Source organism: Bacillus sp. FSL R5-0576, assembly GCF_038004765.1.
In the GTDB taxonomy this organism is placed as follows: Bacteria; Bacillota; Bacilli; order Bacillales; family Bacillaceae; genus Bacillus; species Bacillus subtilis.
Genome location: NZ_JBBORU010000001.1, coordinates 1,705,957 through 1,722,494, shown reverse-complemented (window position 1 = coordinate 1,722,494; position 16,538 = coordinate 1,705,957). Strand labels below are relative to the sequence as shown.

Below are 16,538 nucleotides of genomic sequence, written 5' to 3'. Positions count from 1 at the left end.
CCTATAACAGTTGTTGAATCTTTGTGCTGTCACCCGGGTGATAGCTTCGCAGCTTTTGAATGGCGGAGCCGTGAGTTTCCGGGTACACTTCAATTGTTTCGTCTGTCTGTTCCGCTTCATCATTCGTTTCGTTTGCCATTTTCATCATCACTAGCTGCTTTAGCGGTCCCCCAAGCAGCAATTCCAAAGCTTCCATTGCTTCAGGGGCTTCAATTGAGCCAATGCCTGCCTGAGCCATTCTCTTCTGGTAATCCGGTGATGAAACAACACCAATGCTCCCCCAATAACTCCAATTCATCACAGCCACTGTACAAGGCCATACTTGAGATAGCCGCTGTGCAAAAGCATCCTTAAAACTGCAGCCCGCAGCGTAATTGCTTTGTCCGGAAGCTCTTGCAAACGATTGTACGGAAGAGAAAAACAAAACAAAATCCAGTGGTTCATGCCGGAAAACTTGGGCCATTCGCACGCTTACATCAACTTTTGCAGCAAGAACGTTTCTGAAACATTCCTCACTCATATTCATCAGGCTTCGGTCTTGTAAGACAATCGCAGAATGAATGACACCGTTGATTTCTCGATGCGTTTGTTTCATTGTTTCATACGCGCGTTCTAATTCCTCTCGGTTAGCCGCATCTGCTTGAATGTAATACGGGGCTGGCCCTAGACGTGCAAGTCTGTCCAGCTTGCTTTGAATGGCTGCATCCTTTTTCCTTCTGCCAATCCAAACGATCTGCGCCTGATATGTTCTGATCATATATTCACTCCACGCCTCACCAATACCACCAGCTCCGCCTATGACAACATAAACACCTCCGTGCTTATACTTCGTGTGCACCGGTTGATTGTTGTGTACTGGAATTAGACGAAGCTTATGCCAAATCTTGTTTCGATAGGCCCACGTATTCCCTTCTTGATCGGCAGGCAAGGAAAGGAGTTGAGATAACGGCAGGTCTTCGTATTTTTTAACATCGAACAGCTTTGTCTGCCAATTTGGATATTCTTTTGACATTGAACCGATCAGGCCGTGCACCCCGGCATCGACCGGGTCGACAATATCATGCTGATCAACATATTGTGTGTTCACCGTCACGACCGTCCAGCTTATCTCCTTCTGTCCATAGCCTAAAGAAAGCATTGCCTTAATGAGCCTATACATTTGAATGACGCCTTGATCTTGGGCTTCAATCATTTCATCGCCGACTTCGCACTCTGTCACACGAGAAGGAGACATCCACACGATGTGGTCAAACGATCCGAGTGCTTCAAGCTGTCCTGCAATTCTATGAATTGATGCGTTCGGCTCAATGTACAGCTCCTTGGCAAATGGGATCTGCCTTTGAACAGCTTTTCTGCTGTTGTCATCCCCTCCGAGGATGACAACACGCTCATCAGCAGGCGAAATGATCCTCTTCTCCAGCTGCACTCGATCCCATATCGGCGCCATAAGAGGCGCTCCGTTAAGAGTTGCTTTGGAGTTTCCTAGTGATGTCGGCCCGTCTGGCGGTTGTATGCCTTCTTCCAGCAGCCTTGAGGTAATCCCCTTGATTCTTACACACACTCGGCCTTGTTCATCACACAAATCAATATCCAGTCTCTGTATTTTGTCCTCATTAGGACGAGATGTCACAGACACCCACATTTTACTTGTACACGGGCTGAATATTTCTAGCTCTTGCAGCGCAAAAGGCAGAGAAAGCTGCTCGTCACCGGAATTCAGCTTTAGCCCGATCGATGCTTGTAAAGCAGAATCGGCCATACTTGGATGAAGAACGAATTCATTCAGTGTGTGAGTTACACCAGCAGGCAGAGAAAGCTCTGCCAAGGCTTGATTGCGGCCGATGTAAAGCCGAGCTATCCCTTGAAAACCAGGTCCGTAGTCAATGCCGATCGCCTTAAACAATTCATAACATTGGTCGTGTGAGAGTGTGCTTAAACTGCATTGGTCTTGAAGCACGCTGATATCCTGGACTGGAATGTCTCCTGCCCCGCGGATTGAAGCACTGCCTTGACAATGTATCTTTCGATCATTGTGTGCAGCCTCTGTATAGACGTTAAAAGCAATCTCGCCGTCCTGCTGGGGATTTAGACTGATATCCACTTGAACAGGCTGGCCGTCCGCCACAATCGGCTGCACCCACACAACATTTTTGATGTGAATAACGGATTGTTGATCTTCGGTTCTTCTCACTGCTCTTGTAACGGCAGCATGAACCATCTCAAGATATGCCACGCCCGGCATAACCGGTTTTCCCTTCACCTTATGATCGGCGAAAAAGAACTCAGCACCTGTAAAGGCCGAGCTGAAACGCTGCTCTGACAAATCAGATGTGTTGACATGTATCAATGGATGCAAAACTGCTGATTCGACTGTTTTTAAAGCTGTTTGATGGGCGGCTGCCTCCTCTTTCGTATCCGTTATCCAGTAGCGTTCTTTCGCAAATGGATAGGTAGGGAGGCTGATGCGTTTCGGCTGTTTGCCGTCATACAGTTTACTCCAGCCTATTTCCATGCCTTTTACCCATAAATCAAGCAGTCTTTCATATATGTGAGGCTCCCAGCTATTGTTGAGCGTTTTCTGTACTTCGTCATCTGATCTCAATGTTTGTGCGATACCTTTTTCTGCTCTGCCTCTGTACATGTACTTCGCATTGGTGCCCCCTTCTATAAAGAGGTTCAGTTTTTCCAGCAAGTCTCCAGTCGAGACAGCGATGATCCCTAATCTCTCCTCCATTGCATCACGCCCCTCTTGGAGTGTATAAGCAATATCAGTGAGGTCACGAGCAGTGATAGATCGCTTGCTGATAAAGTCTGCTAATTGCCGGGCTTGGTCTTTCAGACGATCTTCATCCTTTGCCGACAAAATAAAGATGCCCGGGTGCTGTGCTGTCACAGCTGGTGCTGTTGCAGGATGGGTTGTTTCTTTCGGAATATATTCCTCAATGACCACGTGGGCATTGACGCCGCCTATCCCGAACGAACTGATGCCTGCGCGGCGCGGCAGCTCTCGGCCGGCTTCATCCCGAAGCGCCTGCCACTCTCTCGATTCCTGCACAATATAAAACGGGCTGTCATCCAGTCTGATATATGGATTAACAGTTTCACTGTACAGACTTTTGACAAGTGTTTTATGCTTGAGCTGCAATAACACTTTAATGACACCCGCCACACCGGCCGCCAGCGATAAGTGACCGATGTTTGTTTTCGCTGACCCAAGTCCGCAATGGCTGCCATGAACAGCCGGGTCCCCCGTTTTTTCATACAGCTCTTTAAATGCCGCTTTTAAGCCGTTGATTTCTACTGGATCGCCCAGCTCGGTTCCAGTCCCATGCGCTTCAATATAAGTTACGGTTCTTGGATCAATTCCCGCTTTTTCATATGCTGTTTTTACGACATCCGCCTGAGCTTTCGGATTAGGAGTCGTTAGAGAATTTGCGCGGCCACCGTGGTTTACCGCACTTCCTTTAATGACACCGTAAATATGATCACCGTCTCGTTCAGCCGCTGTCAGCTTTTTCAGAAAGAGAATGCCGGCACCTTCACTGACTGCGAATCCATCGGCTTTGTCAGAAAATGTTTTGCATCTTCCTTCTTTGCTCAGCGCCCCGGCTTTATCATAGGCGATATGGCCTTGCGGAGTTACGACCGTGTTGACCCCTCCCGCAATCGCCATTTCACAGTTTCCATTTTCAATGGCGCAAACCGCATGATGAATGGCGACCAAAGAGCTTGAGCACGCAGTGTCGATCGGTTCACTCGGTCCATGAATGTTCAGGAAATAACTGACTCTATTCGGTCCTGCAGAAGGACTCATATTCGCAGCCGCTGAGCCTTCGATGTCTACATTTGACAGAAGTGAACTGTACCCTGTGTTTCCTGTCCCGATGAAGATGCCCGTTTTGGTTCCTGCCAGGCTTCTAGCTGAGTGTCCCGCTTCTTCTACCGCCTTCCACGCATAGGTCATTAACAGGCGCTGCTGAGGCTCCATCTGCTCAGCCTCCAGCGGAGATATGCCGAAGAACAATGGATCAAAGTCAGCTACTTCATCAATAAAACCGCCCCATTTGACGTTTGTTTTATTCGCTTCTTTCAGAGGGTCTCCGTAATACTCCTGCCAATCCCAGCGGTCTTTTGGAACCTCTGTAATACAATCCGTGCCCAATGACAGGTTCTTCCAATATTCCTCAACGTCTTTTGCCTTTGGGAAAACGCCGCTCATCCCAACAATCGCAATAGGCTCAGGCTTGTGATCAGCTTCCTTTTGCATTGGTGTTACCGAAGGTTTTACAAAGCGGTTTTCAGTCGAAAACGTCATGTTTTTTATATTCTGTTCGACAGGCTGCATCAGCACCTCAGCTTTGGCAGGCGTTTGAGCTGTAAAAGCATTTGGATATTCTTCTGACAGAAACCCTGCAAATGCATAAACAGTTGCGTGCTCAAAGAAGATCGTAGGCGTAAGATCCAGCTTGTACTTCTCATTCAGTGTATTTGCGAATTCAGTTAACGTAATCGAATCAAATCCATATTGATTAAACTCCATGTCCGGGTCAATCTCTTCAGGTTTGATTTTGAGCAATTGAGAGATTGTTTGCTTTAAAACTTCTTGAATGTGGTCGAACATATTCCCTTGATCCATTCTTGCTTCAGATGTCACCGGTACTTGCACTGTTTTCATTGGTACATCATCAGAAGACGGCTTTTGAGTCAGCTTTTCCCTCATCATGTCTTTGATTCCTTCCATGACGATGACTTGATCTTTGCCAAATGCCAAAGCTTTATACAGCGCTTGAATGCCGATCTCGGTCCGCATTGGAGTCACACCTGTGTTTTTCAACGTCATGTTTTCAATTTCTTTATTCGCGCGCATGCCGCCTTCTTTCCAGAGCGGCCAATTGATTGACAACGTTTGTCCGTGCCTGTACATGGCGGTTACAAGCGCATTCCGATAAGCAGCATAACTGTCCATAAATGCATTAGCCATTGCATAATCGGCCTGTCCCGCGCTGCCGGCAACACTTGATATTGAAGAAAAGAGGATAAAGAAATCTAACGCAAGATGCTCGGTTGCCTCATCCACATTCACAAGCCCTTTCACCTTTGGAGCGAGAACTTGTGTCAGCTCTTCATTGGTTTTGCTCATAAGATAGTTATCTTTAATCAGCCCAGCGCTGTGAATGACACCATTCAAGTCTTCGTAATCAGACGTAATGCTTGTGATAAGCTCGGAGGCTGCTTCGGTTTGTGTCACGTCAACCTGCCTGTATTCTGCGCGAGCCCCTAATTGCTGAAGTTCGTTAAGCTCCGCCTGCTGATCCGCATTCAACGCGGATCTGCCTGTCAGAATGAGCACAGGCTGTTCGGCTTGACGAGCAATCTCTTTTGCAAAAATAAACCCAAGTCCTCCTGCGCCACCCGTGATGAGGTATACACCTTTATCTCTCCACGGCATGCTTATTTCCCGATCATCTATTTGCATTTCATCCAGATCATTGATGTACCGTTTGCCTTTTTCATATTTGATGTGCTGATCTTCTGTGTGCCTTTTATTCTCTTTCAGTTTTTCTATCACACTTTCAATATTTTCATGTAAATCGATTTCAATCGTCTGGCCGATTAGTTTTTTATTCTCCAGGCCGGCAGTTTTAAGGAGCGCCGATAGCCCTGAGAATGAGTACTGCTTTCTTTGTGCAGAGGTAAGCAGCTGGATCAGAACATTGCCCTGAGGTCTGCTTTTGAGAAGACCCTGAACCGTCTCAAGCGCTTGTTCGGCATAATCTTGGAACCTCTCTGCAGGTCCTTCGCGGAATGACTCCAAAACGATGCATTCCGCTCCTGTCAATCTTGATTCAATGCGATCTTTTGAGAGGCCATTCATGTCACAAAGCATGACAATGTGCCGTTCGTAATGAGGCTCAGGACTTTCTTTTTTAAAATCCTTAGGCACCCATTTTTCTTCAAACATCAGGGTTTCCAGCGTTTGATCAGATTCCGCCGATCCAGAGCCGCCTTCCGCTGCTCTGAAAGATAATCCTTTCATCCGTACGCAAACATTGCCGCTCTCATCTAAAATATCAATATCGCGCTTTTGCACCTTATCAGTTGCCTTGCTGCCTTGGCTGTATCTTGCGTATACCCACATTTCTGACGAACATGCTCCGAAGACTTCAAGCTCCTGGACCGCAAAAGGCAGTGTCAGCTGGTTATCCCCGGCGCCTGTCAAAATGCTTGACGCCTGCAAAGCAGAATCCATCAGCCCAGGGTGCATTTTGTATTGGCTGAGCGTATCTGCAGCTGACGGATGCAATGACAATTTTGCCAAAACAAATTGTTCAGCTGTATAGATTTTTTTCACTCCGCGATAAGCAGGACCATATTCAAATCCAATCATTCGATAGGTGTCGTATACTTCGTTTACGCTGAAATGGCTTTCCTGACACTGCTCCCGCAGAGATTGCAAATCAACCGCCGGCAGATTTTCAGCAGGATTCAATATCGCGCTGCCTTGACTGTAGACGATTGACTGTTCGCCAGTAACGTCTGAATGACCATAGATTTCATAAGAGATCTCACCATTTTCTCCCGGTAAAAGCCTAATGTGTACTTGCTGCGGCTGATCCTCTACAACAATAGGCCGCACCCACACCGCATTCTTTAGCTTCATGGTACACGGTACACCTTGTACCTCTGCGGCCTGCTCAACAGCTGCCCGCGCCAATTCAAGATGAGCCACTCCCGGCAAAATCCGTTGGCCTTTCACAACATGATCAGCAAGGAAAAACTCTTCTCCCGTATAAATAGAGCTAAACCTTTGTTCCGAGAGATTCGATGTGTTTTGATGCATTAATGGATGCAGCACGGCTCCGCCAAGGCGGGAGGCTGCTTGATTTGCATCAATGCTGCCGCTTTTTTCAATATGATCAGAGATCCAATAACGGTCTTTTGCGAAAGGATACGTCGGCAAGCTGATGCGCTTTGGCAGATTCTCGCCATACAATTTCGTCCAGTCTACATCAAGCCCTTTTACCCATAATTCAAGCAATTTTGCATACTTTCCCCGTTCCATCCATTTCTCGACGGCTTCTTGAATCTCTTCGTCCTCTGTCAGCATTTGGAGTGTGCCTTTATCAATCCTGCCTTTAAATACATCCTCCACACCGCTTTTCTCCGCTGCAAAGTCTTTTAACTTTTGCTGTAAATCCTCAATGGAACCGGAAATAATCCCGAGACGTTCTTCCATCGCATCCCGTCCGGCTTGCAGTGTATAAGCGATTCGGGCGAGATTTACGTCACTATATGTTTGCTTATCAAGCGCATCTGCCAGCTGCTGTGCATGTTCTTTTAGCCGCGCTTTATTTTTAGCCGATAAAACGAAGATACCCGGATGTTCCGGCGTGATGGATGGTATATTCTCATCGGATGCTTCCGGAATATATTCCTCGATAATCACGTGGGCGTTTACCCCGCCGATTCCAAATGAACTGACACCTGCCCGACGAGGAAGCTCTTCTCCCCGTTCATTTTTCAGCGCTTTCCATTCTTCCGTTTCCCGTACGATATAGAACGGACTGTTTTTCAGCTGAATGTATGGATTCACGGTTTCGCAATGCAGACTTTTCACTAAGGTTTTATGCTTAAGCTGCAATAATATTTTAATAACTCCTGCTGCACCGGCTGCCAGCGATAAGTGGCCAATGTTTGTCTTTACAGAACCTAAACCGCAGTAAGGATTGACTGATGTGTCTCCTTCATTTACACCCAATGCTTTAAAAGCTGATTTCAAACCGTTAATTTCAACCGGGTCTCCAAGCTCCGTCCCGGTTCCGTGGGCTTCAATGTAGGTCACGGTTTTCGGATCGATTCCCGCTTTTTGATATGCCGACTGAATAACATCTGCCTGCGCCTTCGGATTGGGAGTCGTTAAAGAGGCTGCACGGCCGCCGTGATTGATTGCACTGCCTTTTATGACTCCGTAAATGTGGTCTCCCGCTTCTTCAGCCGCTTTTAATTTTTTCAGGAACAGTATGCCGGCACCTTCCCCATGCGCAAAACCATCGGCTTGATTTGAAAACGTCTTGCATTTTCCTTCTTTGCTCAGTGCTCCCGCCTTATCAAAGCTGATATACACCTCAGGAAGGATAATCGTATTTACACCGCCGGCTAATGCCATGTCACAAGTGCCTTCTTCAATTGAAGAGATGGCATGGTGGATTGCCACTAGTGAACTTGAGCACGCTGTATCAATCGGTTCGCTCGGCCCGTGCAGATTAAGGAAATAACTGACCCGGTTCGGACCGACCGATGGGCTCGTATTGGCTGCCGCTGATCCTTCTATTGCCGAGTTCGCTTTAGATAGAAGAGAGCTGTATCCTGTATTTCCCGTTCCGATGAAGACGCCGGTCTTTGTGCCTGACAACCTTTTCGCCGAATATCCTGCATCTTCGATCGCTTTCCAGGCGTAAGTCAGCAGTAAGCGCTGCTGTGGTTCCATTTGTTCAGCTTCACGCGGGGAAATGCCAAAGAATAATGGATCAAAATCTGCAATACCGTCAATAAAGCCGCCCCATTTCACGTTCGTTTTATTGACTTCCTTCGCCGGATCACCTTCATATTTACGCCAATCCCAGCGATCTTTCGGGATTTCCGTCATGCAGTCTTTGCCCTCTTTTAAGATGTTCCAGTACGCCTCAACATCTTTCGCCATAGGGAAAATCCCGCTTATGCCCACAATGGCAATTGGCTCAGGCCCTGCATCACTCTGTATGGCGTTTGGCAGCATGACTTGCTGCTTTCTGCGTCTTTTAGCTTTGGCACGCACGGCTTGTTCCTGTTTCGCAGCAGGCTGAAGCTGAGCCGATGCAGCGCGCACAGCAAATGTCTTCGCAAATACCGATTGATATTCTTCTGACAAATGCTTGCCAAACGCATGAATCGTCGGGTGGTCAAAAAATACGGTTGGCGTCAGCTCTAACTGATAGGCGCGATTGATATGGTTGGTGAATTCAGTCATGGAGATAGAATCAAAACCATACACCGTCATCTCGGCATGATCATCAATCGTTTCAAGCTTGACCTTTAACAGCTTGGCGATCTCTCGCTTTAACATCGCCTTTACTTTATCCAGCAAACTGTCTGTATCAATGCTATTTATTTGTTCAGTCATGTGTTCTGCTTCCTTCTTTTCCATAGGTGCTGAGGCGTTTTTGGCCAGCGTGTTTTGTTTTATTTTCTGCACATCGCCTTCGATCACCATTACTTGGTTTGCCTCTGAATGAAGTGCTTGATATAATGCCTGAATTCCTTTTTCTGCCCTCATAGGAACAATACCGGCAAGTTGTACAAGCCTTTTCTCAGTTTCTTGATCGACCTGCATGCCTCCATCTCTCCATAAAGGCCAGTTTACAGAAAGCGTCTTTCCATGCCGCTGGCTGAGGTCGGCAAGCCGATTTCGATAGCCTGCATACATATCCATAAATACATTGGCTGCCGCATAGTCAGACTGGCCAATGCTCCCTAAACTTCCTGAAAGAGATGAAAAGAGAATAAAGAAGTCTAAAGGCAAATCCTTGCTCGCTTCGTCTAGATAAACAAGCCCTTTTACTTTAGGCGCCAGTACATCGTGCAGATCTTTTGCCTGTTTATTAACCAGGTAGCTGTCCTTGATGATTCCGGCACTATGAAGGATACCGTTCAGACGGCCATATCTTTTTTGAATGTCGTCAATGAGCTGATAGACTTCAATTTTATTGGTAACATCTGTTTGCCGGTAGGTGATGTCAGCCCCCTTGCTATGAAGCTCTTCCAGCTTTTTGCTTTTGCTTTCGCTAAGAGGTGAGCGGCCCGCCAGAATGACTGTCGCATTTTTCGTTTGTTCCGCAATTTCCTTTGCAAAAATATGACCTAGTCCGCCGGCACCTCCTGTAATGAGATAAACGCCATTGTCTTTCCACGGCTTGCTGCCGTCTCCTTTTGCCTGTTTGATTTCACGCCAATCAGCAATATACCGTGTCCCGTTTTGATATTTGACATATGAATCGCTGCTCATTTGATTTTCTAACAGTTTGCCAGCAATGCTTCCTCCACTTTCTTCACTGCTGACTTCAATCATTTGGCCGGTTAGTTTGGCATTTTCCTGACAAGCTGTTTTCAGCAGTCCTGTCAACCCTGAAAACAATTGCTGTTCTCCCTCGGCAGAGGTCACGATCTGAACGAGAATGCCGTCTTTCGGTTTCGTACGAATGATCTCTTGTACCTTTTTAAACACTTGTTCTGTATAAGAATGGAAACGCCCATCTACTGAAGAAGGCCTTGCTTCCAGGCTGTATACATGGACATCCTCGATGGCTGCTTCAATCTGTTCTCTCGTCTCATTGTCATATTCACAGAGGAACACGAGATGCTCTGCATATTTTTTTGCAGCTAAGCTGTTAGCAGCCTTTTGTTCTTGCCAAACGGGCTGAAGCAATAAAGTTTCAGCGTTCATTTTTGATGGTTCGGTTTGTATATCTGCCTCCATCACCCTCGTCGAAAATCCTTTCAGCCGCACGCAGATCATGCCATGCTCATCGCATAGGTGAATATCGACTTTCTGTATCAAATCTCCTGGTTTGTTTTTCGAGTTGAATTGAACATAAACCCACATATCAGAAACGCACTGACGAAAGACCTCAAGTTCCTCCAGGGCAAATGGCAGTGCTGCCTTAAAGTCTTCAGTGTCTGAAAGTTCCGCTCTGACGACATTTTGCAAATATTCAGCCGCCTGTAACGCCCCGTCCATTACACTTGGATGAAGAACATAATCGCCCAACGTATGTGCAACAGATTCTGGCAGTGATAATTTTGCAAGCAGCTGGCCGTCACCTTTATATACGGCCTCTACACTCTTGTAACCTGGACCGTAATCGGCGCCGATCATCCCTTCATAAAACGAGGCAGCATCCATTCTGCTTTGATCACATTGTTTCTTGATCTTAGAAAGATCCAGTGCTTTTTCTCGCTTTAACTGAATCAATTCCGCTATACCCTGGTTATATACAACTGGTTCTGCATCAGCGGATTCCGGCTCACCATACATCCGATAAGCAATGTGTCCGCCATCTTCATCGTAAAGTCCGATATTTACCTGAACCGGCTCACTTCCTGCTACAACCGGGCGAACCCACACGACATTTTTCAGCCTGATTCCAGTTTCATGATCCTCCAATCCGCCAATTCCTTGTTCTATAGCGGCTCTTGCCATTTCAAGCGTGACCGCCGCCGGCAAAATCGCCATGCCTTTAATGATATGCTCGGCAATAAAATACTCTTGTCCTGTGAAAATGGAGCTGAAACGCTGCTCTGACAGAACCGATGTATTATGGTGCACCAAAGGATGCAAACGAGATGGTTCAATTGTTGTGATAGCGCCGGTGCTGCTTTCAGGCCAGTATCGTTCTTCGGCAAAAGGGTATGTCGGCAAGCTGATGCGGCGTGGCTTTATATTTGGATAGAGCCTGCGCCATTCAACGTGAAAGCCATTTGCCCACATCTCGGCAAGCTTTCTCAATTCTTCTTTTGATATCCGCGATGAAGCCATATCATCTGCTTCAGCATTTCCAAGCAGCTGTTCAGCGGATGTCATTCTCGTTTTTTCTCCTTGAATACAGCCTTCTGCGAGCGGCTTTCCAGTCACAAAAGCTTCCAGCTGATGTTTCCACTCTTCCAGATCGTTCACTATAAAAACGATCCTGTTATCCATTGCTTCACGGCCGACTTGGAAGGTATATGCAATATCTCTTAAAGAGAAATGCCTTTGCTCGTCTTGACTGATATAGGACAGCATTTCCTTCGCGTATACTTGGAGCCGTTCACTATTTTTTGCTGATATAGGAATGATGTAAGGCTGATTGCCTTCGTTTTCGGTACCTGCATCAGAAATGTTTTCATATTGCTCAAATATTGCATGGGCGTTAGTTCCGCCAAGGCCGAATGAGCTCAGAGCCGCCCGATGGACACCTGCGTGTTTCTCTAACGATTTTCGTTCACGGACAACATAAAAAGGAGAGCTTTCAAACTTTATATCCGGATTCGGCTCCGTACAGTTGATGGTCGGTGCAAGTTCATTATGGTATAAACTCATCGCAACTTTAATGCATCCGGCTAACCCCGCAGCTGTATCCAAATGGCCAATATTCGTTTTCACTGAACCAATTCCGCAAAATTGTGTTTTGTCGGTGTATTGCTTGTACACTTTATTTAGAGCAGACATTTCAATAGGATCGCCTAATTTCGTTCCCGTCCCGTGTGCTTCAATATAACTGACCGTTTCAGGATGGATCTTGGTTGTATCCAATACATGCTGTATCACTTCTGTTTGGCCTTTTACACTAGGCGCATAGAAGCCTGCCTTCTCTGCCCCATCATTATTGATGCCTATTCCGCGCATAATGGCATAAATATGGTCTCCGTCTTTTACGGCATCCACAGCTTTTTTCAGCAGGATGACTGCTACGCCTTCACCTCCGGCCATTCCGTCCGCCGAAGCATCGAACGCCTTTACATGCCCGTCGCTTGAAAAATTCAACCCGTTTTGGTGCACGTAGCCGATCGCTGATTGTGCGTGCAATGTTGCGCCTCCGACAAGCGCATATTGTGATTCGCCCGATGTCAGGCTTTTGTATGCTTGATATAAACCGACTAGTGATGAAGAACAGTTAGAATGAACAAAATAGCTTGGCCCTTTTAATCCGAGCTTATGTGAGATCATTGTGGGAATGGTTCCGCTTTGGGCTAAAACCCATGAGACATAGCCATCCGGTGATTCATGTCCTTCTGTTGTCTCCTTCGGCAATAACGTTCTATATGAATTGCTGCTTGCAGACATATATACACTTGTTGCCGGAATCTCCTTAGCCACATATCCTGCATCTTCAATCGCTTTCCAGGAGTGCAGCAATAAGAGGCGGAGCTGAGGGTCCATATACTCAGCATCTTTTGGCGAGATTTGAAAGAAACCGGGATCGAATAAGTCTTTCCCTTCGATCACAGATTGCACAGGCACATAGTCAGGATGCTGTATCAATTCTTCGGGAACTCCATTTGCGCGAAGCTCTTCTTCAGAAAAGAATCGTATGCTTTCTTTGCCTTCTTTGATGTGGTTCCAGAAGTCATGATGATTTTTCGCACCCGGGAACTGGCAAGATATCCCCACAATCGCAACACTGTCATCAAAATAAGGGGGAATCTTCTGTTCTAGGTGTTTTCTATCTTTTTTGATATCATAATGATCTTCATTTTGTGTCCCGGCTAGATCTGAGTTTTTCATCTCCAAAATGTATTCACTGATTGCACGGATCGTGGAAAACTCAAACAGCTCAGTAACATGAAACTCACAATCGAATTCTTTTTTGATTCGTTCAGCCACAGCTACAGCCAGAAGCGAATCGCCGCCCGCATCGAAAAATCCGTCTTCCGGCCCAAATCCGCTGACCTTGAGCGTTTCCTCCCAAATGCGCAGCACCTGATCCTCTATTTCCGTTAATTGCAAGTGATTTGGTTTCCTTCTGTTGAACACGATCTCGCGTTTTTCTAATTCTTTACGGTTCACTTTTCCGCTGGGCGATAATGGAAGCTCATCTAAGCGGATAAAGTGTGAAGGTATCATATATTCAGGCAGACTCGATTTTAGATGAAGGCGCAAATCTTTTGGATTGGCAGAGGCATGTCCGCTTTCCTCTGTATAATAAGCAGCGAGCTGTTGATGGCCCTCCAGCTGCTTCACCACTACCGCCTGATCTAAAATGCCCGGAAATTCACTCAGCTTTGTTTCTATTGCGCCCAGCTCGACGCGAAAACCGCGTATTTTGACTTGGCTGTCAATCCGTCCCAAGTATTCTATGTTGCCGTCAGGAAGCCACCTTGCTGAATCACCCGATTTATATAGCTTCGTCCCTGGTTCAAAGGGATTATCAATAAATTTTTCAGCCGTAAGCCCCGGCTTTTTAAAATAGCCTCTTGCTAAGCCGGCTCCAGCGATGCAAAGCTCACCAGGCTTTCCGATCGGGACAGGTTTCAAATGCTGGTCCACAATATAAATTTTCGTGTTGGAAACAGGCTTTCCAATCGGTGTATGGTGACTTGCGATATCTCCTTTTCCGCATCCGAAATACGCAGCGTAAATGGAGGCTTCCGTCGGTCCGTATATATTTTCAACACGGCAGTTTTTAAAGAGCGATACCGCCTTTTTCACTAATTCTTTAGGGAAGGCTTCACCTGCAACCATCATATACTTCAGCGGACCGTCCTCTGTGAATCGCTTGTTGTCTTTCGCCATTTCTAAAAAAACATGCAGCATGGCCGGCACAAAATTAATGTGAGTCACTTTATATGTTTCAATATAATCCATGCAAAGCTGCGGTGATTTCTCCCCATTAGGCGGAAGAATCACTAGACGGCCATCTCCAATAAACCATCCGAATAATTCTGAGATCGATACATCAAACACATAGTTCGTCTTCAATAAATATGCATCCTCAGCCGTTACAGGATAGTGAGATTCAAGAAAATTCAGGGTATTCATAATGCTCCGATGCTCTACCATAACCCCTTTAGGCTCTCCGGTGCTTCCCGATGTATATATAATATAAGCGAGGTGTTCCGGTTTTACTTCCCGCTTTAAACCGCTGCTTTGCTGGTCTGTATAACCGTTTCGGCAAGCTAACTCGATATTGATCGCTTTTACATGGCTGCCAGTTAATCCGATGATCCTATCATGAACGTTAGGTTGGGTGAGGACAATGGATGCCTGACTGTCTTTGAGCATGTACTCTAATCGTTCTTGCGGAAAACTTGGATCTAACGGCACATACGCTCCGCCAGCTTTCAGTATTCCTAAAATTCCGATGATCATATCAAACGAACGCTCTGCACAAATGCCAACGGGCTGTTCAGGTCTAACACCCTGATGTTGAAGGTAGACTGCCACAGATGTGCTTTTTTCATCTACTTCTTTATATGTAAGTGATCTGTCTTCAAACATCACAGCAACCGCATCGGGGGTTTGTTTCGCTTTTTCCTCAAACACCTCATGTATACACTTGTCATTTGCGATGTTTGTCCCTGTCGCATTCCATTGTTCCACCAAATTAGTTTGTTCTTGATTTAATCGCAAAGAGTAGGCTTCAAGCGGCAAAGACGGGTCATCCATCATGTGTTGCGCGAGCTTCATATAGTTCTCCATCATGCTTTCAATGGAGGACAGTTCATACAAATCAGGGTTGTACAGAAGATGAAGCACTGTTTCATTTTCTTGCTCATATATTTCGAGCGCCAGCTCAAATTCACCCTCTTGCCGAATGTCTTCAATATATTCGATGCCAAGCGTTTGATACGGTTCGAGCACTTTTTGCAAGCCTGTTGCCTGAAAAAAGTTTTGGTACAGAAAAGCTGTTTGAAAAACCGGAGAATCCGGGGCCGAGCGGTCTACATTCAGCTCTCTTACCAATGCAGGGAACGGAAACGCCGCATGATCCAGGCCGTCAGCCACTGTCAGCTGAAGTTCCCGAATAAATGCTGTTAATGGCTGAGATCCGATATTCTTGCTCCGAACAGCCATCATATTGATAAAATAACCGATTAGGGTTTCAAATCTGTCTTCTTGCCGACCCATTGTCGGAACGCCAACAATGATATCCTTTTGTTTTGTATAATGATGCAGCAACACTTTGTAAATGGAGAGAAAAACAACCGATTCATTCACATGATTGGTGCGGGCAAACGATTTAATTTGATTTTTCAGGTGATGAGGGAGCAAGCTTTTATAAGCTTGCCCCTTGAATTTTCGTGCTGAAGACCGCGGACGGTCAGCAGGCAAATCAAGAACTGGCAGACTCCCAGACAACTGTTCTTTCCAGTAAGCGAGATGCTCTTCCCCTTCTCTGCCAGTCAGCATCCGTTTTTCCCAATCGACAAAATCGTAATAATCAGCTGTTAATGGCTGCTGCAAGGGCTCAATCCCATTCAGCAATTGTCGATACGCTTCAAATAGCGCCGATATCAATGTCAGCATCGACACACCATCAAATATGATATGGTGAATTGTTAGAAGAACAATGCATTCTTCTTCTAACCGTTGAAAAAGATGTGTGCGCCATAACGGACCAGCTTCCAACTGGAAAGGTTCTTTTGCTTTTTCTTTTAGAAAAGGCAAAATATCTGCTGATTTCATTGCTGATATATCCTCTTCCACAAAATAAAGATCCTTTGATAACTGAACCGATTGAAATGGAATGCCATTCTCTTCTTGAATCACACTGGCTAAGACCGGATATTGTCTCTGTACAAACAGAAGGGCTTTCTTGAACGTCTCTGCATGTATTGGTTTGCTGAAGCGAAAGCATAAAGGAATATGATATGCACTCATCCCAGGAGACATTTTTTGAAGCATCCACAGCCCTTTTTGCCCTTCTGAAAGCGGGCTTTTCAACTGCCGCTTCATGCCTTTAAGATGTTCTTCCACCTCAGAAATGGTTAATTCTCCTGATCTGAAGGCATCGAGAATTTCT

At 46.1% G+C, this 16,538-nt stretch carries 1 protein-coding gene; it reads right to left on the bottom strand.

What is annotated here, in order from left to right; genetic code table 11:
- Position 1: 1 nt before the first annotated feature.
- Positions 2-16,471 carry a non-ribosomal peptide synthetase gene (locus NX903_RS08605; protein WP_086344599.1) on the bottom strand — a complete coding sequence of 5,490 codons (16,470 nt, stop codon included), beginning with the start codon at positions 16,469-16,471 and terminating at the stop codon, positions 2-4.
- Positions 16,472-16,538: the final 67 nt, after the last annotated feature.